A 23,134-nucleotide genomic window follows, 5' to 3' on the forward strand; every position below is an offset into this window, starting at 1 on the left:
TTTCCATGTTTTTAGGACGGAGAATCGTCCGCTTTCGCAGAATCCGCGCAACGATGACGGTATCGGCGGCGGTATCGGCGACGGGGTCGCCGGCGTGACGGTATCGTCCGATGCAGGCGTTCGTCCATCATGTCACCGTCCGTCCGATGCCGGCATCCGTCCGCCGCGTCACCATTAGCCCGTCACGTCACCGTCCGTCCGCCGCATAGAAAAGACGTTTGGTGACATCGCGGCATCGGCGCATCGCCGACATGACGTCATTGTCGAACTGTTGTCCGTGATGGGGTGGGTATCCCATGCATACGGCCACGCCCGCCAGCGAGTAGCGGTCGTCGGGAAGGATGTCCGCCTGCGTCGCCCTGCCGGTCCACAGATAATTGGCGTTTCTCGCCGCGGTGCACAGTCTCCACGCGTTCGCCAGAATGTCGGCGTCGGATCCGTCGACGAGCCCGAGATCGGTCAGGGCGTGCAATGCCGTGAGCGTCGATCCCGTGCGCAGCGTGGGCTCGTGCCCCGCATGGAGGAGCTGGAGGAGCTGCACGGTCCATTCGACGTCCGAAAGCCCGCCCAGTCCCAGCTTGAGATGCCGGTCGCGCCGGACCCCGCGTGGAAGGCGCTCCCCCTCCATCCGCGCCTTGAGCCTGCGGATCTCGGCGATGCCCTCATCGTGGGGCGCCTCGCGGGGAAAGCGCAGCGGATCGGCCACGTTCTCGAGGAACTCGCGGGAAAGGTCGCGGTCGCCTCCGGCATGCCGTGCCCTGATCAGGGCCTGATGCTCCCATATGCTCGACCATGACGAGTAGTATTCGGCGCATGACGCCAGGGATCTGACCACAGGACCGTTCCGCCCCTCCGGACGCAGCGAGAGGTCGAGATCGATTTTCGGCTCGGTTGTTGCGGATCCCTGCAGTATGGTCCGCAGATCATCGGCCACCGTGCGGGCGTATCGGGCCGCGTCGGCGTCGTCCACTCCGGCGGCCGGACGGTAGATGATGATTGCGTCCGCGTCGGAACTGAAATTGAGTTCCCTCCCGCCATAGCGGCCCATGCCGATGACGCTAACGGAGGCGAGATCGACTCCCGTGGGACGGGACGCGCTTCTGGACGCCCATATCAAGGCGGAGTCGATGATGGAATCCGTCACGTCGGTCAGCGCGGTGAGGCAGTCCTCGTCGCTCATCACGCCGCCTATCCATGCCAGTCCTATGCGTTCGATCTCGCGTCGGCGCATCATGCGAAGAGACAGGGCGACGTCGGCCGGGTCGTCGGGAGATCGGTCGATCGCCGCGTGGCACTGAACGTCGAGGCTTTCGCGGGATCGGGGTCTGAGAAGGCTGTCGCTGCCCAGCCACGTGATGGATTCGGCGGACTTGTTGAGCGCGTCGCCCAGAAAACGGGAGTCGGCCAGAATATGGCACAGCCGCTGGGCTGCCGACGGCGAATCCCTGAGAAAGCCGAGATATTCGTCCTCCGACCCGAAGTGCTCCGCCAGACGGCGCCAGTTGAGAAGCCCCATGTCGGGGTTCTGACCCTGTCCAAGCCATTCAAGGACCGCGGGAAGAAGGATGCGGTTGATCTTCGCGGCCCGGGACAGGCCCATGGTCAGCGCGTCCATATGCCTCATGGCGGCGGCGGGATCCTCGAATCCGATGGACCGCAGCCTGTCGTGGGCGGCGTCCTCGCTCAGGGCGAAGGCATCGGAGTCGGTCTGCGCGCTGATGGGCAGCATGGGGCGGTAGTAGATCTCCATGTGCAGGTGGCGCACCTCGCGGCGCGTATGGTCGAATCGTTCGAGCAGGTGCTCGGGAAGAAGGCCCAGAGCCCGTGACAGCCTCCGCAGATCGTCGTTGTGGTTGAGCTGGTCATCGGTCACGTTGCGCTTGCGGTCGAGTCCACCGCGGTTGCCCGGTCCCAGATCGGGGAAGAGGTGGGTGCGTTTGAGCATCCACATCTGCTGACGATGCTCGAGAACGCGTTCGAAACGATAGTCGTCGGACAGCTGTCGCGCCTGGCGCCGGGACACATAGCCCCCTTCGGCGAGGGCTCCGAGCGCGGACATGGTGTCGGGCACGCGGAGCGACTCGTCGGCCCTGCCGTGGACCAACTGGAGCATCTGGACGGTGAACTCCACGTCGCGCAGTCCTCCCCTGCCCAGTTTGATCTCGCGGTCCTTGAGATCGTCGGGAATCAGATTCTCGACGCGCCTGCGCATGGCCTGGCAGTCGTTGACGAAGTTCGGCCGCATGGACGCCGACCAGACCAGCGGCCGCGTGCGCTCGACATAGCCATCTCCCAGAGCCCGGTCCCCGGCCACGCAACGCGCCTTGAGCAATGCCTGGAATTCCCAGCTGTCGGCCCATTTCCGGTAGTAGTCAAGGTGCGAGTCGAGCCGGCGCACGAGCGGGCCGTCCTTGCCTTCGGGGCGCAGGGCCGTGTCGATCTGCCATAGCGCGGGCTCGTCGACTCCGGGGATGATGGATTGGCACACCCGCTGCAGCGTCAGGGCGATTCTGGCTCCCGTACGCAGAACGCGCTGGATGTCCGCGTCGTCGTCGTGCGTGGGTTCCACCACATAGATCAGATCCACGTCCGAGACGTAGTTGAGCTCACGTGCGCCGAGCTTTCCCATCCCGATGACGGCGAAGCGGCACAGGGATGATTCGTCCGTGACGTGGCGGGCGATGGCGAGCGCGGCGTCCAGCGTCGCGTCGGCCAGATCGGAGAGGTCGTGGCTGATGAGGGGCTGAACGGCAGCCGGATCGTCGCTGAGAAGGTCTTGTGCCATGATGGCGGCCAGCTGACGGTGGTATTCGGCGCGCAGCCGTTGCGTGGCCGGACCCAGATCACACCGTGACACCGGGGCCTGCGATGCGGGATCGGCGTCGACGGAATCCATGAGGGCGCGTCGGCGTGATTCCCCATCCGACCGCGAGGACGGGGATGACGGGGATGACGGGGATGACGGGGATGACGGGGAGGGATCGCGTGATGCCTCGAGGCAGGAGCGGACGAGTTCGGGACGGGTCGCCATCAGCGTCCCCATGGCGACGCTCGCCCCTAGAACGCGGAACAGTCCCTCGATCTCCGACGCGGACGCATCCGTCAGGCAGGAGTTCGTCCGCGGTGATTCCATCATGGCCGTGAACCGGTCGAGGGCCATGTCGGGGTCGCATGTCCGGGACAGGACCCTGAGCAGTCCCGGGAGCGTGAGGTGGCCGTCGGCGCGGTCGCACAGGTGACGGAGGGCGTCCTGCGCGTCGCCGGGATGACGGAATCCGGCTCGGAGGAGGTCCCTGGTGCCGATCGACGGCGATGATGGGTCTGGCATGATTACAATCTAGCGCGCGCAGGAGGCATGTCGGCCCATGCGTCCGTATGGATCACGGCCATGCCGCCATGTCCGTGGGATACGTGTTATCGCCGTGGATCGTGATCGCGGGTTATGGCCGTGACGACGGCCCGTCGTCGACGTCTCCACGATCAGCGCCGGATGGGTCGGATACTGATCCGGATGCTGATGCGTCGGATGGGTCGGACGCCGTGGAACGGATCATCCGGAACCCGCAGTATCCCGTGTAGGCGACGACGATGGCGAGGCATAGGGAGAAGATCGCCGTCGGCCAGGTGAGAAGCGATCCGTCGGCGTGGGCCTGCGTCAGGGATTGGACGAGCCAGATCAGGCTTGCCAATGAGGTGAGTGCGTAGAGTCTGCCGTGGGCGTGGTCCGAGAGTTTCATGGGATGCCTTCTCATGTGATGGTGCGTGCGGTGTGCGGTGTGCGGTGTGCAAGGTGCAGTGCGGGGTGCGGTGCGGTGTTGCGTGATCGGACCGCGGTGCGGTGCGGGTGCGCCGCGTCGGCCACCCATGATGTTCGTGGGCGGCCGACGCGGCAGGACGGTCCGGGGTCAGCTCTTCTTGCGCTTGGACATGATGTCCACGGCGACCGCGAGGAGGAGGACGAGCCCCTTGATGGTTTTGACGATCGCGGTGTCGACGCCCATGATGGACAGACCCTGGTTGATCACGCCCATGACGAAGGCGCCGACGATGGCCCCCGGGATGGTTCCGATTCCACCGGTGACAGCCGTTCCGCCGATGAAGCAGGCGGCGATGGCGTCCATCTCGAACTCCATGCCGGCCTGAGCGGTGGCCGAGGCCAGACGGGACAGCATGCACACGGCGGCGACCGCGGAGAGGAAGCCCATATGGATGAACAGGGTGAAGTCCACCCTGCGCGTGTTGATTCCGGAGAGGATGGCCGCCTTCCTGTTGCCGCCCACGGCATAGACGTGGCGTCCGAACACCGTGCGCGTGAGGATGAAGTTGTAGATGAGGACAAGCACGGCCACGATCACCAGCATGATCGGGATCCCGCCCTGGTCGGCATTGCCGGATGAGGCCAGAAGATACGTGACGAAGAGGATGACGGCCGCGGCGATGGCGATGGCCAGCATCCAGTTGACGCCCTGACGTTCCATCAGCAGCGCGCACACGCCGCCGATGAAGGCCACCAGCGAGCCCACCGACAGGTCGATATGCGTGGCGATGATCACCATCACCATGCCGATGGCCAGGATGATCACGTACGCGTTCTGCTGAATGAGCGAGACGAAGCTGTTCGGCTTGAGCAGAACCCCCTTCGTCAGAATCTCGAACGCCACCACGATCACCAGCAGGGCGCCCACGATCCCGTATTGTCTGGCGTTGTTCGCCACCGCGCCGAGAACGCTGGTGGTTTTCCTCTCCACGTGGCTGGTTGTTATTGCAGCACTCATGATGCCACCACTTCCTTTTCCTTCGTCATGCCCTTCATCAGGTACTCCTGGGTGAATCCTTTTCTGTCGACGTCGTCGGTGACGACTCCCTGGCTGACCGTGTAGATGCGGTCGCAGATGCCGATGAGCTCGGGAAGCTCGGAGGAGATGACGATGACGGCCTTCCCCTGGTCGGCCAGATGGTCGATGATCTCGTAGATCTCGTACTTCGCCCCCACGTCGATGCCTCGTGTCGGCTCGTCGAGGATCAGGACGTCGGGATCGGAGAGAACCCACTTCGCGAGGACGACCTTCTGCTGGTTTCCTCCGGACAGCGTCGATACGCCGACGTCGATGTCACGGCATTTGATGTTGAACCCCGTTCGGAACCGCTCGACCTCCTTGCGCTCGATGTTGTCGTCCATGACCCCGTTCCTGCTCATCCGCTTGAGAGCGGCCATGGACGCGTTCTCCCGGATGTTCTGGAGAAGATTGAGACCGTACCCCTTGCGGTCCTCGGTGGCGTACGCGAGTCCGGCGTCGATCGCCGACTGGACGGTCGGCAGGCTGACCTTCCTCCCCTTGACGTAGACCTCTCCGCTGATGGAGGACCCGTAGGAACGGCCGAAGACGCTCATGGACATCTCGGTCCTTCCCGCGCCCATCAATCCCGCCAGTCCGACGATCTCGCCGGAACGCACGGATATGTTGGCATGGTCCACGATGATCCGTCCGGGGTCGAGGGGATGGTACACCGTCCAGTCCTTGATGCGCAGGTACTCCTCGCCGGGGGTATTCGGCGTGTGCTCGGGATACAGGTTCGTGAGCTCCCGCCCCACCATCTTGCGGATGAGCTCATCCTGATCGAGCGGGGTCTCCTTCGTGATGTACATCTCCCCCACGGTTGATCCGTCGCGGATGATCGTCACGTTGTCGGCGATCGCCGCCACCTCGTTGAGCTTGTGCGTGATGATGATGCTGGTCACCCCCTGGTCGTCGCGCAGATGGCGGACGAGGTCGAGAAGATGGGCCGAATCCTCGTCGTTGAGGGCCGCGGTGGGCTCGTCGAGGATGAGGAGCTTCACGTTCTTCGACAGGGCCTTCGCGATCTCCACGAGCTGCTGCTTGCCCACTCCCAGATCCATGACCCTGGTGTCGGGATCCTCGGGGAGGCCGACCCTGTCGAGGAGCTTCATGGCCTCCGCTCGGGTCTGGTTCCAGTCGATGACGCCGTGCGAGCTTCTTTCGTTGCCGATGAAGATGTTCTCGGCGACGGAGAGGAACGGGCTCAGCGCAAGCTCCTGGTGGATGATCACGATGCCGTCCATCTCGGAGTCGGCGATCGTGCGATAGCGGCATTCCTTCCCGTTGAATGTGATCGTCCCCGAATAGGTCCCAAACGGATAGACTCCTGACAGGACGTTCATCAGCGTCGATTTTCCGGCGCCGTTCTCCCCGCAGATGGCGTGGATCTCGGCCTTCTCCACCGATAGATTGACATCGCTCAGGGCCTTGACCGGCCCGAATGTCTTGGTGATGTTCTCCATCGTCAATATGACGTTATTGTCTGACATATCATCACTCCTGTTGGGTATCGCCAGACCGGGGCGGAACCGGATGTCGCCGCCCCGCCCCGGATCGGCGTTACTTGGCATCCGTCCCCTCGGTGAGCTTGTCGAAGCGGTCCTGGGTGATGTACTTGGCGGTCACCAGGTCGGAGAGGTTGTCCTTGGTGATGCTCTGGGGATCGAGCAGCTTCGACGGCACGTCGATGGTGTTGTTGTTGAACTTGCCGTTGAGTCCGCTCACCGTCTTGCCTTCGGCGATCTCCACGATCATCTCGTAGACGGCGTCGGCGAGTTCGTTGACGTTCTTGAAGACGGTCTGCCCCTGCATTCCCTTGGCGATGTTCGCTACGGCGATCTCCATCGCGTCCTGTCCGGTGATGTACGGCCATGTGGAGCTTCCCGGAACCATGTCCGGACGCTTCGATTGGATGGCGTTGATGACCCGCAACGTCACCCGCAACGTCACCCGCAACGTCAGGAGAACAATGACCATCGCCATACTCGTGGCCTCCACCGTGGTGTTCTTCGTCCTAGGGACGGTTATGGGGGTTCTGCCCATGAGACAGAACGACATGACCGACAGACAGGTGCGATTTCAGCAGGTGGGCGGCATCATGCAGTCGGACTCATTCTCGTGCTGATGGCCGCGCAGCAGGACGCGGCGTCCTGGGCGGCCATCGGAGCCATGATCCTCGGCGTGGTCGTGGGAAGGATACCCCCTGTGAACAAGGCGATTCTGGTGCGCTTCCCGGATCTGCGCCCGCGCAGGACGAACGGTGCGAAAGCCCATGGCGCGAATCATGGAGCAAAGGGCTCCAAGCGCCCGTGATGCGACCCGCCTGGGGCCAAGCCGATCCACGTCGCACTAATCCACGCCGTAGGCCAATCCGGCGACCATGACCTCCCGCCATGGTCACCCACCATGGTCACCCGGCGACGGATTGGCCATCGGACGGACGGCGAATCCCCTCAGACCCCATCTTCAATCGGTCTCCAATCGGATTCCGTCTCCAATCGGACCTCGGTCTCAGTCGGAGGCGAAAAGACCCGATACGTTCCGCCAGATCCGACGGGTCGTGGAGGGTCGGTTCATCGTATACAGATGGATGCCCGCCACGCCGTTGGCGATCAGATCGGCGATCTGCTCCGACGCGTAGACGATGCCCGCGCTTCTGAGGCAGTCGGGCGCGTCCCCCCATCTGTCCAGAAGCGCCTCGACCTTTGGCGGGATATGCGAGCCCCCACGCGACGCCATGCTTCTGACGGACTTCTCGCTGATGATCGGCATGATGCCCGCGCAGATCGGCACGGTGATGCCATGTGCGGCGCATACGTCCATGAAACGGTAGAAATCCTCGTTGTCGTAGAACAGCTGGGTGATCAGCTGGCTGACTCCCGCCGAGACCTTGATCGCGAGATTTGACACATCCTCCTCCAGGGATGGGGAATCGGCGTGCCCTTCGGGGTAGCATGCGCCGACCAGCGTCATATCGGGACGGCGCCTGTGGATGTAGGCAGCCAGATCGCTGGCGTGAGGGAAGACCCCCGTCGGCGTGTGGCTTTCCACGGGATCCCCGCGAAGGGCCAGGATGGCGTTCACCCCGGCCTCGTCGAACGCCGTCAGCGTCTCGTCCACGCTGGCCTCATCCGCATACAACGAGGTCAGATGCGCCACGACGGGAATATGGTATTCATGCGCTATCGTCGACGCGATCCGTGCGGTGGCCGACCTGTCCGCCTGCGATCCATGCCCGTAGGTCACCGAGATGAAATCGGGGCTGAGCCCCTCAAGGCCGTCCAGCGTGTCGTAGATCGTCCTGACGGGACCGTTGCGCCGGGGTGGGAAGACCTCGAGCGAAAAACCCGGAGCATGCATCAGCGTTCCAGTTCGGCCCGGATGGCGCGCGCGGCCTCGACCATGTTCTCGAGGCTCGGCCACGTCTCGGCGTCGCCACGGGTTTTGAGTCCGCAGTCGGGATTGATCCACACCTTGTCGGCGTCGATCTTCGCCAGAATCTCCCTGATGCGTCGCGTGATCTCCTCGACGCCGGGGATGCGGGGGGAATGGATGTCGTAGACGCCGGGACCCGCCTCGGTTTCGAAATGCGCGTCATGGATGGCGTCAAGGACGACGAGATCACCGCGCGACGCCTCGAAGGAGATGACGTCCGCGTCCATATCGTCGATGTCCTTGATGATGTCGTTGAACTCCGAATAGCACATATGCGTGTGGATCTGTGTGGTCGGCTTGACGCCGGAATGAACCAGCCGGAAGGCCGGCACCGCCCAGTCCAGATATTGCGTGTGCCAGTCGCTTCTACGCAGGGGAAGCTTCTCGCGAAGCGCCGCCTCGTCGATCTGGATGATTCTGATCCCGGCCTTTTCGAGGTCGAGGACCTCGTCGCGTATCGCCAGAGCCAGCTGACGCGTCTGAAGCTCATGGGAGACGTCCTCGCGGGGCCAGGACCAGTTGAGTATGGTGACCGGACCGGTGAGCATGCCCTTGACGATGGAAGACGTGCGGCTTTGGGCGTAGGCGCTCCACTTGACCGTGATGGGCCTTGCGCGGGACACGTCCGACCAGACGATGGGAGGCTTCACGCAGCGCGTCCCATAGGACTGGACCCAGGCGTTGCGGGTGAACAGGAATCCATGAAGGTTCTGTCCGAAATACTCGACCATGTCGTTGCGCTCGAACTCGCCGTGGACGAGAACGTCCAGACCGATGGATTCCTGCCGGGCGATGACGTCGTCGATCTTGCCCCGGATGAAATCGTCATACGCCGCCTGATCTATCTCTCCCTTGCGCAGTCTTGCACGTTCCGCGCGGACCTCTCGCGTCTGCGGGAAGGACCCGATGGTCGTCGTCGGCAGAAGAGGCAGTCCCAGCTCCTCGCGCTGAAGCCTCTGCCGTTCGCTTCTGTCCGGGAGCCTGACCAGATCGTCGTCGGTCAGATCGGCGAGGCGGCGGGCCACCGCGGGATCCGCCGCGACGCGGCTTCCGTCGAACAACGACTGGTTGTCATGAAGAACAGACGATCCGCGACGCGCGTCATCGGAGGCATCGACGAGATCGGCGATCTGACGCAGCTCGACGAGCTTCTCCTGGGCGAACGCGAAATGGCGGAGCACATCCTCCCCCAAGGCGTCCTCGCCCTGCGTCGTGTAGGGGACGTGCAGCAGGGAGCATGCGGTGGACACCGCGACGTGATCGGTCACCGTGCGCAGCGCGTCGATCAGGCCCAGACTGTCGGCGTAGTTGTTTCGCCAGATGTTGCGGCCATTGACCACTCCGGCGACGATGGTGGTGGTCTGCGGGACGCCGTGACGCTCGATCGCGGTGAGGTTCCCCTCCCGTCCTTCGACGAAGTCAAGTCCGATGCCGTCGAATCCGAGCAGCGCCAGCTTCTCGTAGATATCCCCCACATGGCCGAAATAGGTGTTGAGGAGGACCTTGACGCCCGCGTGGGGGGTTCCGAGAATCGTCGTGTACAGGGCGGTGACCAGTGATTCGTCGCCCTTCTCCTTGTCCAGCGAGAGATAGGGCTCATCGAACTGAACCCACGACGCCCCGAGCTCCGCGAACCGCTGGAGCACGGATGCGTAGACGCCCGACACGGCGTTGATCAGCCCCCGGTCGATGGACAGCTCCTCGGCCTGCGGGGTCCGCGCGAGCTTGAGGAAGGTATAGGGACCGATGAGGACGGGCTTGGTGAGGATCCCCAGCGCCCTGGCCTCCTGGAACTCGTCGAACTGCTTCGTCGACGCCAGATGGATGTCCGTGGAGTAATCGATTTCGGGAACGATGTAGTGGTAGTTCGTCGTGAACCACTTCTTCATGGGCAGGGCGGTGACGTCCCCGCGTTCGCCCTGGTATCCGCGGGCTATGGCGAAAAGGGTGTCCTCGGGATCATCGAACGACAACGACCGGTACCGCTGCGGAACGGCATTGAGCATGATGGCGGTGTCGAGCATCTGGTCGTAGTAGCTGAAGTCGTTGCTGGGTATGAGGTCGATGCCCTGCCGGGACTGGAGCTTCCAGTGGCGCGCGCGAAGATCGGCCGCGGTGCTTCTGACCTCCTGAAGGGAGAGGTTCCCCTTCCAGTATCCTTCGATGGCTTTTTTGAGTTCTCTGTCGCGACCGATGCGGGGAAAACCGGATACGGAAGTAAGAACGGGCATGACGCTTCCTTCAATCGATATTCTTGGGTAACGGCTATAAGGTTAGCAATAAAAGCCGAAGACCGTCATTAGATGCATTGTGATGTCGTTATAGGATGGGTTTATAGCGGGTTTTGGTCAGCGCAGATCCTTCGGGCGGATAACCGCCTCCAGTCGGGCGCCATGCGTCTGCCATCGGTCGAATGGCCCGTCCGCGGTCAGGATCGCGACGCTTCCGACCGACATCCCCAATCCCAGAAGCCCCTCCGAGGCCGGATCCGAGTCCTGCGAGGACAGCCATTGCGAGGCCACCGAAACCGTGGGCTCGTGCGCCAGAAGAAGCAGGATCCTCGTGTCGTCGGATGTGTGCGACAATTCGTCGACGACGGCCTGGATCCCCCCGTCGTACAGGTGCTTGCGGTAGTCCACACGGGGATGGTCGCCGAACACGCCCAGCATGCGGTCCAGTGTCTGGCGGGCCCGCACGGCTCCGGAGCAGGCGATGCGGTCGGGCATCAGTCCCATGTCCACAAGCCCCCTGGCCATGCGCTTGGCCTGCTTGCGTCCCTTGTCCGTGAGGGCGCGTTCCGAGTCCGGTTCGTTCCCGCCGGGCTCGGCCTTCGCATGCCGCATCACGATCAGCACATGGCCACGCGTTTTGCATCGCCTGGCCACCGAGGATATGTCAACGCCCATCGCGCGTCGTCCCTTCCCTGTCGGCCGTCGCAGCGGCGTCACCGGCGGGATCGTTCGTCCCGGACGCCAGATACGCGGTCTGTCTGTCAAGATCGCGCAGAACCTTGCGAAGTTTGCGGTCGGAGATGTCGCGAAGCTCGAGTTCCTCCAGACGGCTTCGACGTTCCGCGGGGCTGAGCGAGTCGATGTCCCGACTGGTGTCCTTGGCGGCCCGCGCATGGCGGCGAAGCGCGGCCGACCCCGGGGCCATGGACCGGGACATGATGAGGAATCCCGTATGACCGATCATCTCGTGTTCGGGTCTGACGGCCAGCCCCTCGGCCTTCCATCCCCGCTCGATGGTCTCCCCGATCTCCGGCTCCGTCCAATGATCGGAGCCGCGAAGGGATTCGGCCATGCGCGACATCTGCGACGTGGTGGTCACATAGGCGACGAGGACGCCCCCCGGAGCCATGACTCGCCAGGCGTGCTCCAGACGGTTCCATGGATCGAGCATGTCGAGGACGACGCGGTCGAAATGATGCTCGGGCATGGCCGCCGTCGCGGAATCGAAATCGGAGACGCGGACCTCCCACCATGGCGGCTCGTGTCCCATGAACAGCGTGACGTTGGACCTGGCCACATTGGCGAACTCCGAACGCATCTCGACGCTGACCAGTTCCCCGGAGGCCCCCACCGCCTGGACCAGGGCCAGACTCATCGCGCCGGACCCCGCGCCCGACTCCAGAACGCGCATCCCCGGACGGATGTCGCCGATGGCGAGCACCTGGGCGATGTCCTTCGGATACATGATCTGCGCGCCGCGTGGCATGGACAGGACGTAGTCGACAAGACGGGGACGCATGACCATATAGGGCCATCCGCCGATGGAACGGGAGCCCTTCCACGGCTTGGGGGCATCAGGGGATGCGTCCAAGCCGGCCTTCGCGGCGTCCGGTGCGGCGTCCGGTGTGGCGTCCGGCGTCTGATTCGGACGCGGGCCGCTGACGGAGATGACGACGACTCCGGGATCCCGACCGATGATGTCGTCATGCCGGATGAAACCGTGGTCGGTCTGGCTCGCGGCCCCGCGCACGAGCTGCTCGGTGTATCTGCGCCCACGCCTGTCGGTGAGCTGCACCTTCTCGCCCGCCCGGAACGGACCGCGCACCGTCGGGATCGACGACCATCCCGGGCCATGCTCCACGTGAATTCCCTTCGTCTCACTCACTGGCGTACGCCGCCCATCGGCCGTTGGTGCTCACGACGGTCAGCGGCAGACCGAAGACCCTCGACAGCCTTTGCGAGGTCAGACCCTCGTTCAGAGAGCCGGCATAGACTATCGTGCCGGGCGCGGGATCGGCCTCCAGAGACGATTCCCTAGCGTCACCACCTGCGTCGGCGTCGGCGTCATCGTCGTCCCTGCCCGCGTCGTCCCTGCCCATAATCGCGATATGGTCGAATCCCCGGGGTATCTCCTCCAGCCGGTGGGTGACGAGGACCACGGCCCGCGATCCCCCGTCCATGCCGATCCGAGAAAGGGCCTGAAGCGCGATCTCGCGGCCACCGAGGTCAAGGCCCGTGGTCGGCTCATCCAGAATCAGCAGATCCGGATCGGCCATCAGCGCCCGACAGACGAGGACGCGCGTCCTCTCCCCCTCGGACAGACGGAAGAGACGCTTGCCCTCCACATAGGAGACTCCGAATCTTGACAGAAGCGTCCGTGCCTTCGCCACGTCATCCGGAGTGAACGTCTCCCGCCAGCGTCCGGTAGTCGCCGTGAGGGCGGTGAGGACGACGTCAAGCGGATCCTCATCCGGAGGGAATGACCGGGACAACTCCGCGGAGCTCAGGCCTATCCGATGGCGATAGGAGAACACGTCGACCTTGCCGAGGGCGTTGCCCAGTATGGAGACGGTCCCCTCGGTGGGATGAAGGCGGGTTGCCATCATACGGACGATGGTGGATTTCCCTATCCCGTTGGGCCCGAAGAGGATCCACTTCTCCCCCGGCATCACCGTCAGATCGACGTCCCGGATGATGGTCCTCCCCTGACGTCGCAGGCTCACACCACGAATCTCCACCGCGGCGGCGGAGCGCATATCGGACGGCATATCAGACGGCCGTTCCGTTGTCGTCCAGCCGCGGGTTCGAGGAGGGATCCCTCGATACGAAGAACAGGGAGAGGATGCCTATGGCGAAGGCCACGGCCACGACGATGAGGAGCCACAGGGGATGCGAGGGAAGCCACATGGCCACGAGGAACGCGACGGCGGACAGGGCGATAAGCGACCAGCACACCACGCGCGCCCACCATGCAGCCGACCTGTGGCTGGCGGTCGGAGGTTCGTCCTCCCATTGTTCCGAGTCCGAGGCCGAAGGGACCCATGGACCTGCGGATCCCTCGGCAAGACGCCGTGAGCGCTCCTGAAGATCGTATTCGTTGACGCGTCCGGATCCACGTGGCGCGACCGGTGCGGACGATCGAGGCGATCCACTGCGGCGTTCCCGACGGGCCCGGGCTCGTCGTTCCTCACGATTGGGCATAACACTCCTCCTTCATTGGACGAGAACCATCCTAGGATGGACAGGCGGATGGCGTGGGCACCCGCCTGTCGTCATCGCGGAAGCATCATCGGACGCTGCGTGGGGACAATCGGTGAGGGGAGCTCGGTGGAGCCCGTCAGGAAGCGGTCCACCGCGGCGGCGCAGCTGCGGCCCTCGGAGATCGCCCAGACGACCAGGCTCTGGCCCCGGCCCGCGTCGCCGCAGGCGAAGACGCCGTCCTGAGAGGTCGTGAAACCCTTGTCGCGGGAGATGTTGCCCCTCTGATCGAGCTCGACGGGAAGCTGATCGAGAAGCGTTGCGGTGTCCGGATGGAGGAATCCAACGGAGATCAGGACCAGATCCGCCGGTATCACCCTCTCCGTCCCCGGCTGACGAGTGAAGGGACCATTCTCACCGGGCGCGACGTTGGCTATCCTCAGTCCGGTGACATGGCCGTTCCCGTCGGCGAGGAATCCCTCGGCCCTGGTCGACGGCTCGACGTTCACCCGATCGTCGTCGCCGTCGTTGCCGACGAAGCGTACGGAATCGGTGTCATAGACGTAGGTGCCGCCCTCCTCCATCGACGAGGTCTTCTGATACGTCCGGGCGTAGGTCGGCCACGGCTGGCCGTCCGGACGTTCATTGGGCTCCTTCGACATGATCTGGAGCACGGTGACGTCCTTGGCTCCTTGCCGCAGGGATGTCCCGAGGCAGTCCGATCCTGTGTCCCCGCCGCCGATGATGACCACGTGCTTGTCCTTGGCGGTGATGTCCTTCTCTGGCGTGACGCCGTAGACGCGTCGCGTCGCATCCGGCAGGAAGTCCATGGCGAAATGAATGCCCTTGAGCTCGCGTCCGGGAATCGACATGTCCCGCGGGACGGTCGATCCGATCGCCACCACGACGGCGTCGTATCTGGAGCGGAGTTCGTCCCAGCCGATGTCCTTTCCGATCTCGACTCCGGTGACGAAGCGCGTGCCTTCGGACTCCATCTGCTCGACGCGCTTGTCGAGCAGGCGCTTGTCGAGCTTGAAGTTCGGGATGCCGTAGCGCATCAGCCCGCCTATCGCGTCGGAGCGCTCGTAGACCACGACCGTGTGCCCCGCGCGGGTAAGCTGCTGGGCGCAGGCCATCCCCGCCGGACCCGAGCCTACGATGGCCACGGTCATGTCGGTCAGACGCTCGGGCGCCATGGGCGTGACGAGATCGAGGTCCCATGCCTGATCGATGATGGTCAGCTCGTCGTTCTTGATCATCGTCGGAGGCTGGTGGATCCCCAGCACGCATGCCTGCTCGCAGGGGGCGGGGCAGATGCGGCCCGTGACCTCGGGGAAGTTGTTCGTCATGGACAGCCGATGATAGGCGTCCTCCCACTTGCCCTGACGGACGAGGTCATTGAACTCGGGAATGATGTTGCCCAGCGGGCATCCGGTCATGCAGAAGGGCGTGCCGCAGTCCATGCAGCGGGCGGCCTGCTCCGTCGTCCACGGCTGTAGCCCATCCTGCGCGTGGACGTCGAACCAGTCCTTGATGCGTTCCTCGACGGGACGCTCCTCAAGCTCGCGTCGGGTGCGGACCTTAAGAAATCCTCGTGGGTCGCCCATCTCAGTGCGCTCCTTCCATGACCTGCTCGTACACGTTCTCCCAAGCCCCGGGGGCGTTGAAGTCGACATGGTTCCGCTGCGCCTCGACCATGGCTCGGGACATGGCCAGATAGGCCCGTGGCGCGATGGAGGTGAACCGCCGTGCGGAGGCGTCCCAATCCTCGAGGAGGCTCCGGGCGAAGGCCGATCCCGTCTCCTTCTGGTGACGCTCCACAAGGCCGCGGACGATGGATGATTCCTCGTCGTCCAAGGGCTGGAGACGCAGCGCGTGGGACTTCATGGCGCCGGGATTGATCAGGCGCGTGTCCAGATCGAGCACGTAGGCATGTCCTCCGGAGAATCCCGCGCCGAAGTTCCTTCCCGTCGACCCCAGAACGACGACGGTTCCCCCGGTCATGTACTCGCAGCCGTGGTCCCCGACGCCCTCGACGACGAACGTCGCTCCTCCGTTGCGCACCGCGAACCGTTCGCCGGCCCGTCCGGCGATGAGCATCTCCCCCGAGGTCGCGCCGAAGCCGGTCACGTTGCCGGCGATGACGTTCGTGTGCGGATCGTACCGGATGTCCTGCGGCGGTCGCACGATAAGCCGTCCACCGGAAAGGCCCTTGCCCGCGTAGTCGTTGACCTCTCCGATCACGCGCAGCGTCTCGCCCCGAGGGATGAAGGCCCCCAGCGACTGTCCGCCGGATCCGCGCAGCGTCATGTCGATGGTGTCGTCGGGAAGGCCAGCCGCGCCATAGCGCCGGGTTATCTCGTAGCCCAGCATCGTTCCCACGGTGCGGTTCACGTTGCGGATGGGGACGTCGACGCGCACCGGCTCCCGGTCGTCCAGAGCGGGTCGGGCGAATTCGATGAGCCGGTTGTCGAGGGCCTTGTCGAGCTCGTGGTTCTGCTCGATGGTCTGATGGAGCACCGTTCCCGGAGTCGGACCAGACTGCGCCAGCACGGCGCTGAGGTCTATCCCGTCGGACTTCCACGCGCCCACGGCCTTGTTCTGGTCGAGGCACTCGACGTGGCCGACCGCCTCCTCCAGCGTGTGGAAGCCGAGTTGCGCGAGAAGCTCGCGGACCTCCTGGGCGATGAACATGAAGAAGTTCACCACGTCCTCGGGGCGTCCCGTGAACCGTGCCCTGAGCTCGGGATCCTGGGTGGCGATGCCCTGGGGACAGGTGTTCTTATGGCATGCGCGCATCATCACGCAGCCCTCGACCATCAGCGCGGTCGTGGCGAATCCGAACTCCTCGGCCCCGAGAAGGGCCGCGACGACGACATCGCGTCCGGTTTTGAGCTCGCCGTCGCACTGGACGACGATGCGGGAGCGCAGACCGTTGAGGACCAGCGTCTGCTGCGTCTCCGACAGTCCTATCTCCCACGGGGTGCCCGCATGCTTGATGGCGTTCAGCGGCGCCGCCCCGGTGCCGCCGTCATGGCCGGAGATCAGCACCACGTCGGCATGGCATTTGGCCACGCCCGCGGCGATGGTCCCCACGCCGAACTCCGATACGAGCTTGACGTGGATGCGCGCGCGGGGATTGGCCATCTTCGCGTCGTTGATGAGCTGCTTGAGGTCCTCGATGGAATAGATGTCGTGGTGTGGCGGCGGCGAGATCAGCTCGACGCCGGGGGTGGCGTGGCGCACGGTGGCGATCCACGGCGGCACCTTGGCGCCGGGCAGATGGCCGCCCTCGCCGGGCTTGGCTCCCTGGGCGAGCTTGATCTGCAGGTCGGTGGCGTGGACGAGATAGTCGCTGGTCACGCCGAACCGGGCGGACGCTATCTGCTTGATGCGGCTGTACCGACGGGGGTCCGCGATTCTGTCGTCCGATTCGCCGCCCTCGCCGGAATTCGACCGCGCGCCGATCGAGTTCATGGCGATGGCCAGGGTCTCATGCGCCTCCTGAGAGATCGAGCCGTAGCTCATCGCTCCCGTGGAGAAACGCTTGACGATCTCGCTGGCCGGTTCGACCTCGGAGATGTCGATGGGGCTTCTCGTCGACTTCAGCTCCATCAGGCCGCGAAGCGTCATCAGACGGTTGGAGGTGTCGTTGACATGGGCGGAGTACCTCTTGAACATGTCGTAGTCGCCGCGTCGCGTGGATTGCTGGAGAAGGAAGATGGCCTCCGGGTCGTTGAGGTGGTCCTCCCCCGTTCTTCTCCACTTGTAGTCGCCGCCGGTGCGCAGGTTCCTATGCGGACGCGCATTCCACTGGTTCGGATAGGCCACTCGATGGCGGACGGCGACCTCCTCGGCGATCTCGTCGAGTCCTATTCCGCCGACCCTCGACGTGGTCCCGGTGAAATAGGCGTCGATAACGTCGCTGTTGAGGCCGATCGCCTCGAAAAGCTGGGCGCCGCGGTAGCTCATGATGGTGGACACGCCCATTTTGCTCATGATCTTCAGCACGCCGGTCGACAGGGCCGTGGCGAGGTGACGGACCGCCGTGGGCGCGTCGACCGTGAGATAGCCCTTCTGCGCGAGATCCTCCACGGATTCGAAGGCCAGATAGGGGTTCACACATGCCGCGCCGTAGGCGATCAGCAGAGCGACGTGGTGGATCTCCCTCACGTCGCCGGCCTCGACCGCCAGGGACACCTGGGTTCGGGTATGACGGCGGAGAAGGTGATGGTGGACGGCGCTGGTCAGAAGCAGCGAGGGGATCGGCCCCCAGGTGTGGTTCGACTCGCGGTCCGACAGAACGATGAAGTTCGACCCGTCGGCGATGGCGGCGTCGATTTCGTCGAATATGTCATCGAGCCGGGATTTCAGGGCCGCGCCCCCGCCCGCCACCTGATAGAGCCCGCGGACGATGAACGGCTTGTAGTAGCCGCCCAGCACCGTGGCCCGATCGAGGCGCTTGAGCTGCGCCATCTCGTCGGAGTTGATGACGGGCAGCGGAATGATGATCTTCTTGGCGTGCTGTTCGACGTCCTCGAGAAGATTGGGCTCGGGGCCGATCGCGGACTCCAGGGACGTGACGATCTCCTCGCGCTCCCAGTCCAGAGGGGGGTTGGTGACCTGCGCGAACTTCTGCGTGAAATAGTCGAACAGCATCCGGCTGCGCGATGACAGAACGGCCATGGGGGCGTCGTTGCCCATGGATCCCAGAGGCTCCTTGCCGGTGTTCGCCATCGGAGCCAGAAGTATCTTCAGATCCTCCTCGGTGTATCCGAAGGCGCGCTGCCGGCGCTGCACCGACTGCCCCGAATGGCGGACGTGCTCGCGCACGGGAAGACCGCTCATCTCGACCGAGTTGCCCTCGATCCAGGATCTGTAGGGATGCTGCGACGCCAGGGTTCTTTTGATCTCCTCGTCCGGGATGATCCGACCCTGCTCCGTGTCGACGAGGAACATGCGACCCGGCTCCAGCCGCCCCTTGGAGACGATCGAGTCGGTCGGGGTCTCGGGAAGAACCCCCGCCTCGGACGCCAGAACGACGTATCCCTTGTCCGTGACCTGCCAGCGTCCCGGTCGGAAGCCGTTGCGGTCCAGGACGGCGCCCACCTGGACGCCATCCGTGAACACGATGTCGGCGGGGCCGTCCCATGGTTCGATCAGCGTGTTGTTGTACTCGTAGAACGCCCTGACGTCGGGATCGAGGTCGTGGTTCTTCTCCCAGGCGGGCGGGACCATCATCGAGATGGCGTGGGGAAGGCTGCGCCCCGCCAGGTGGAGGAGCTCGAGGCATTCGTCGAACGTTCCCGAATCCGAATATCCGGGAGTCGCGATGGGAAGCAGCGGCTTGAACTCACCGAGAAGCTTGCTGCTGAGTCGTCCCTCGCGGGCGGAAAGCCAGTTGCGGTTGCCCTGGATCGTGTTGATCTCTCCGTTGTGGGCTATGAGTCGGAACGGCTGCGCCAGAGGCCAGCTGGGGAAGGTGTTGGTGGAGAAGCGCGAGTGGACGATGGCGATGGTGGTAGCCATCCGCGGATCGGAGAGATCCGGGAAGAACGGCGTCAGCTGCATCGTCGTCAGCATGCCCTTGTACGTGATCGTCAGAGCGGACAGGGAGGCGAAATACGTGCCTACCTCATGCTCGACGCGCTTGCGCACGCGGAACGTCCGGCGGTCGAGGTCCACGCCGCGAAGGTCGCGGTCCTTCGACGCCACGACCAGGGTGCGGAACGACGGCATGGACGCCAGCGCCTGCAGTCCCAGCCCGTCGGGATCGATCGGTACGTCGCGCCAGGCGAGGACCTCAAGTCCCTCCTCCCGGGCGATGTCGCCGATGGCCTGCTGCTCGCGCCCCGCATGGGCGATGTCGCGGTCGAGAAAGGCGATTCCCGCGGCGTAGGCCCCGGGTTCGGGGAGATCGGCGTCCACGACGGCCCTCATGAAGGCGTCGGGCATCGCCATGAGGATTCCCGCGCCGTCGCCGGTGTTCTCCTCGGCCCCCACGGCGCCTCGGTGGTTGAGATTGACCAGCACCTCGATGGCGGCGTCGATGATGGCTCGCTCGGGCCTGCGGTTGAGCGTCGTCACCATGCCGACGCCACAGGCGTCATGCTCCTGCGAAGGATCGTACATTCCCTCGGCGGGATGAACAGTCAGATCAAGGGGAGCCGGGAATGCCACCACAATCACCTCATCTCCTGGGACGGGCCGGAACCCGTCGTCGTTAACCGTGCCATCACACGATACCGCCCGCACAAGTCTTTCTCCTCGGTCGTGTCCATATGCCGTACATCGGGGCGCGGGAACGCCGACCTTATGGTTTCGGCGTATTCGTCGGGTACCTTCCCCTCCGCGTCCGCGCGCGTCAGGGCTCCAGCGAGTCGAGAATCCGGCCGATGACGGCGTCGTTGAGAAGCCTTCCCCGTCGCGTGGGGACCAGACGCTCGTCCTCCATCAGCGTCAGTCCCTCGTCGTGCAGCTCCTGGATGAGACCCGATGGCACAGGTCGTCCCGCCATGCGCTCCACGCTGCGGATATCGAGCCCTTCGCGCAGTCTCATCCCGAGCATCACGGTCTCCTCGACCCGCTCTCGTGAGGTGAGGCTTTCCTGGCCGGACCAGGGGATCCGTCGTGAGGTGACGGCCATGCCCCATGCCCGGGGGTGGACGATGTCCCATGAGCGTAGATCGTGGTCCGAGTGGCGATAATGCGAATGCGCGCCGGGGCCGATGCCCGCCCAGTCGTCGTTGCGCCAGTACGCGAGGTTGTGCCGGCTCTCATAGCCGGGATACGACCAGTTCGAGATCTCGTACCAGCGCAGCCCCGCATCGGCGAGCATGTCGTCGGCGATCTCGTATTTGCGGGCCTCGTCGTCGTCGTCGGTCCGGGCCAGAACCCCCCGTGCCATTCGTCGTCCCATGCCGGTGTTGGGCTCGACGGTCAGCGCATAAGCGGAGATGTGTCGCACGCCCAGGCCGATCGCCGTCGACAGCGAGGTCCGCCAGTCGTCCGTGCTCTCACCGGGCGTCCCGTAGATGAGATCGACGCTGGAGCGCATGGAGCAGCCGTCCGCCGCGCGGACGCCCATCTCGACGTTGCGCGGGGTATGGGTTCTGTCAAGCGTGCGCAGAACGCTGGCTACGGCCGACTGCATGCCGAAGGAGATGCGGGTGAACCCGCCGTCGGCGAGCTCGTGGATGTACGCCTCGTCGACGGTGTCCGGATTGGCCTCCGTCGTGACCTCGGCGTCCTCGCGCAGTCCCCAGATGCTCCGCACGGCATCGAGCATGGCCACCAGATCGCGCGCGGGAAGGACGGTCGGCGTTCCCCCGCCGAAGAACACGGTGGAGGCCGCGGGCTCATCAAGGCCCGTCGACAGCTGCCAGTCGCGGATAAGGCGCATCTCCTTGACGGCCATGCGCGCGTAGTTGCCTCGGCTTGCCCCGCCTCCCATGTCCACCGCGGTGTATGTGTTGAAATCGCAGTATCCGCACCTTCTCAGACAGAAGGGAACGTGAACGTAGACGCCGTAGACCATCAGGACGACTTCTCCGCCGCGCGTATCTTGTCCTTGGTGTCCCGGTCGGTTCCGGTGGACCCCGTGGACAGTGCGGCGATGAAGGCCTCCTGCGGGACCTCGACGTGGCCCAGCATCTTCATGCGCTTCTTTCCGGCCTTCTGCTTCTCCAGCAGCTTGCGCTTCCTGGTGATGTCGCCGCCATAGCATTTGGCGAGAACATCCTTGCGCAGCGCCCTTATGGTCTCCCGGGCGATGATGCGCGAGCCGATGGCCGCCTGGATGGGTATCTCGAACTGCTGGCGCGGGATGAGTTCCCTGAGCTTCTTGGTCATCATGACGCCATACGCATAGGCCTTTTCACGATGGACGATGGCACTGAAGGCGTCGACCTTGTCCCCCTGTATGAGGATGTCGACCTTGACCAGATCGGCGGACTGCTCGCCGTCCTCATGGTAGTCGAGCGAGGCGTAGCCCTTGGTCCTGCTCTTGAGCTGGTCGAAGAAGTCGAAGACGATCTCGGCCAGGGGGATGTGGTAGTGCATCTCCACGCGATCCGTCCCCAGATACTCCATCGTCCCCATCTCGCCGCGGTGGTCCTGGCACAGCTCCATCACCGCCCCGATGAACTCCTTGGGGGTGATGATGTCGGCCGCGACCATGGGCTCGACGATCCTTTTGACCTTCCCCTCGGGGAACTCGCTGGGATTGGTCACGTGGTGGACCGTCCCATCCTCGGAGGTGACCTCGTAGGTCACGTTCGGGGCGGTGGATATGAGGTCGAGGCCGAACTCGCGCTCCAGACGTTCGGACACGATCTCCATGTGAAGCAGGCCGAGGAATCCGCATCGGAACCCGAACCCGAGGGCCACCGACGTCTCGGGCTGGTAGACGAGGGCGGCGTCGTTGAGCTTGAGCTTGTCCAGGGCCTCGCGCAGTTCGGGAAACTGGGCGTTGTCGATGGGGAAAAGCCCCGCGTAGACCATGGGCTTGGGATCGCGGTATCCCTCCAGAGGAATGGACGCCGGGTGAGCCGCGGAGGTGATCGTGTCGCCGACCTTCGACTGGCTCACGTCCTTCGCTCCGGTGATCACATATCCCACCTCCCCCGCGCCGAGCGCCTTGGTGGGCGTCATATCCGGGCTGATGACTCCGATCTCGATGGGGTCATGCGTCATGCCGATGCCCATCATGTGGAGCTTCTCGCGGCTGGTGAGCTCGCCGTCGACCATGCGGATGTAGGTCACGATCCCGCGGTAGGGGTCGTACACGGAATCGAATATCAGGGCTCGTGCGGCGCTTGCGGGATCTCCATGGGGAGCCGGCACCTCCCTGACGATGCGGTCGAGAAGCTCGGACACGCCTTCGCCGGTTTTGCCCGACACGCGCATGATGTCCGAGGGGTCGCATCCCAGAAGCCCCGCTATCTCCTCGGCGTGTCTGTCGGGCTCGGCGCTGGGAAGGTCGATTTTGTTGAGGACGGGGATGATAGTGAGATCATGGTCGATGGCCATATACAGGTTGGACAGCGTCTGGGCTTCGATCCCCTGCGTGGCGTCGACGAGAAGGACCGCCCCCTCGCAGGCGGCCAGCGCGCGTGAGACCTCATAGGTGAAGTCCACATGGCCGGGGGTGTCGATCATGCCCAGCGTGTACTCGGTGCCGTCGAAGGTCCAGGGAACCCGGACGGCCTGCGATTTGATAGTGATCCCGCGTTCCTGCTCGATGTCCATCCGATCGAGGAAACGGTCCCTCATCTCCCTTTCGGGCACGATTCCGGAGAGTTGGAGGATCCTGTCGGCCACTGTGGATTTGCCGTGGTCTATATGCGCGATGATGCAGAAGTTGCGGATCAACGATTGGTCCGTATAGCCCGGGATGTTCCTCTGATCTGTCACGATCGACCTCCTTCGTCC

Annotated in this window: 16 protein-coding genes and 1 pseudogene; 2 read left to right on the top strand and 15 right to left on the bottom strand. The window is 64.3% G+C overall.

The window, feature by feature from the left end; translation table 11 throughout:
* Positions 1-187 precede the first annotated feature (187 nt).
* From BMIN_RS06610 to BMIN_RS06630, 5 genes and pseudogenes are all read right to left on the bottom strand, one after another.
* Positions 188-3,328: a bifunctional [glutamine synthetase] adenylyltransferase/[glutamine synthetase]-adenylyl-L-tyrosine phosphorylase gene (locus BMIN_RS06610; protein WP_033395273.1), complete on the bottom strand. Its 3,141-nt coding sequence runs from the start codon at positions 3,326-3,328 to the stop codon at positions 188-190.
* A 112-nt stretch (positions 3,329-3,440) separates the two neighbouring features.
* The gene (locus tag BMIN_RS09000; protein WP_022860697.1) at positions 3,441-3,737 is read right to left on the bottom strand and encodes a hypothetical protein; all 297 of its coding nucleotides are present in this window, start codon (positions 3,735-3,737) and stop codon (positions 3,441-3,443) included.
* A gap of 168 nt (positions 3,738-3,905) precedes the next feature.
* Positions 3,906-4,775, bottom strand: a complete 870-nt coding sequence (locus BMIN_RS06620; RefSeq protein WP_026647348.1) for an ABC transporter permease subunit — start codon at positions 4,773-4,775, stop codon at positions 3,906-3,908.
* Entirely contained in the window at positions 4,772-6,328 is a 1,557-nt protein-coding gene (locus tag BMIN_RS06625; RefSeq protein WP_022860699.1) for a sugar ABC transporter ATP-binding protein, read from the bottom strand. Before BMIN_RS06625 ends, BMIN_RS06620 begins: the two co-directional genes overlap by 4 nt.
* Positions 6,329-6,398: 70 nt before the next feature.
* A pseudogene (locus BMIN_RS06630) lies at positions 6,399-6,764 on the bottom strand (substrate-binding domain-containing protein); the annotation flags it as partial.
* A gap of 43 nt (positions 6,765-6,807) precedes the next feature.
* Between BMIN_RS06630 and BMIN_RS08630 the strand changes: the two are divergent.
* Together BMIN_RS08630 and BMIN_RS08110 are read left to right on the top strand one after the other, a co-directional pair.
* Positions 6,808-6,963: a hypothetical protein gene (locus BMIN_RS08630; protein ID WP_156097306.1), complete on the top strand. Its 156-nt coding sequence runs from the start codon at positions 6,808-6,810 to the stop codon at positions 6,961-6,963.
* Entirely contained in the window at positions 6,963-7,151 is a 189-nt protein-coding gene (locus BMIN_RS08110) for a hypothetical protein (protein ID WP_156097307.1), read from the top strand. Before BMIN_RS08630 ends, BMIN_RS08110 begins: the two co-directional genes overlap by 1 nt.
* Before the next feature lie 198 nt (positions 7,152-7,349).
* On the opposite strand, the gene metF is transcribed toward BMIN_RS08110, so the two are convergent.
* The 10 genes from metF to lepA all read right to left on the bottom strand — a co-directional run bounded on the left by metF (position 7,350) and on the right by lepA (position 23,116).
* Positions 7,350-8,198 (bottom strand): methylenetetrahydrofolate reductase [NAD(P)H], encoded by an 849-nt coding sequence (gene metF, locus BMIN_RS06640; RefSeq protein WP_033507872.1) that lies wholly within the window; start codon positions 8,196-8,198, stop codon positions 7,350-7,352.
* Positions 8,198-10,504, bottom strand: a complete 2,307-nt coding sequence (gene metE, locus BMIN_RS06645) for a 5-methyltetrahydropteroyltriglutamate--homocysteine S-methyltransferase (protein WP_022860702.1) — start codon at positions 10,502-10,504, stop codon at positions 8,198-8,200. The genes metF and metE overlap by 1 nt, the downstream gene beginning before the upstream one ends.
* A gap of 117 nt (positions 10,505-10,621) precedes the next feature.
* Positions 10,622-11,179: a SixA phosphatase family protein gene (locus BMIN_RS06650; RefSeq protein WP_022860703.1), complete on the bottom strand. Its 558-nt coding sequence runs from the start codon at positions 11,177-11,179 to the stop codon at positions 10,622-10,624.
* Positions 11,169-12,338: a tRNA (adenine-N1)-methyltransferase gene (locus BMIN_RS06655; protein ID WP_026647349.1), complete on the bottom strand. Its 1,170-nt coding sequence runs from the start codon at positions 12,336-12,338 to the stop codon at positions 11,169-11,171. The genes BMIN_RS06650 and BMIN_RS06655 overlap by 11 nt, the downstream gene beginning before the upstream one ends.
* 43 nt (positions 12,339-12,381) lie before the next feature.
* Complete coding sequence (locus BMIN_RS06660; RefSeq protein WP_022860705.1) at positions 12,382-13,272, bottom strand: ABC transporter ATP-binding protein; 891 nt, start codon at positions 13,270-13,272, stop codon at positions 12,382-12,384.
* 1 nt (position 13,273) lies between these two features.
* Positions 13,274-13,705, bottom strand: coding sequence for a membrane protein (locus BMIN_RS06665; protein WP_022860706.1), 432 nt, complete (start codon positions 13,703-13,705; stop codon positions 13,274-13,276).
* 71 nt (positions 13,706-13,776) lie between these two features.
* On the bottom strand, positions 13,777-15,309 hold the full coding sequence (locus BMIN_RS06670; protein ID WP_022860707.1) for a glutamate synthase subunit beta: 1,533 nt from the start codon (positions 15,307-15,309) through the stop codon (positions 13,777-13,779).
* A 1-nt stretch (position 15,310) separates the two neighbouring features.
* Entirely contained in the window at positions 15,311-19,882 is a 4,572-nt protein-coding gene (gene gltB / locus BMIN_RS06675) for a glutamate synthase large subunit (protein WP_026647350.1), read from the bottom strand.
* A gap of 184 nt (positions 19,883-20,066) precedes the next feature.
* Positions 20,067-21,239 carry a radical SAM family heme chaperone HemW gene (gene hemW / locus BMIN_RS06680; protein WP_022860709.1) on the bottom strand — a complete coding sequence of 391 codons (1,173 nt, stop codon included), beginning with the start codon at positions 21,237-21,239 and terminating at the stop codon, positions 20,067-20,069.
* The gene (lepA, locus tag BMIN_RS06685; RefSeq protein ID WP_022860710.1) at positions 21,239-23,116 is read right to left on the bottom strand and encodes a translation elongation factor 4; all 1,878 of its coding nucleotides are present in this window, start codon (positions 23,114-23,116) and stop codon (positions 21,239-21,241) included. Before lepA ends, hemW begins: the two co-directional genes overlap by 1 nt.
* Positions 23,117-23,134: the final 18 nt, after the last annotated feature.

The organism is Bifidobacterium minimum (genome assembly GCF_000741645.1).
Classification (GTDB): Bacteria; Actinomycetota; Actinomycetes; order Actinomycetales; family Bifidobacteriaceae; genus Bifidobacterium; species Bifidobacterium minimum.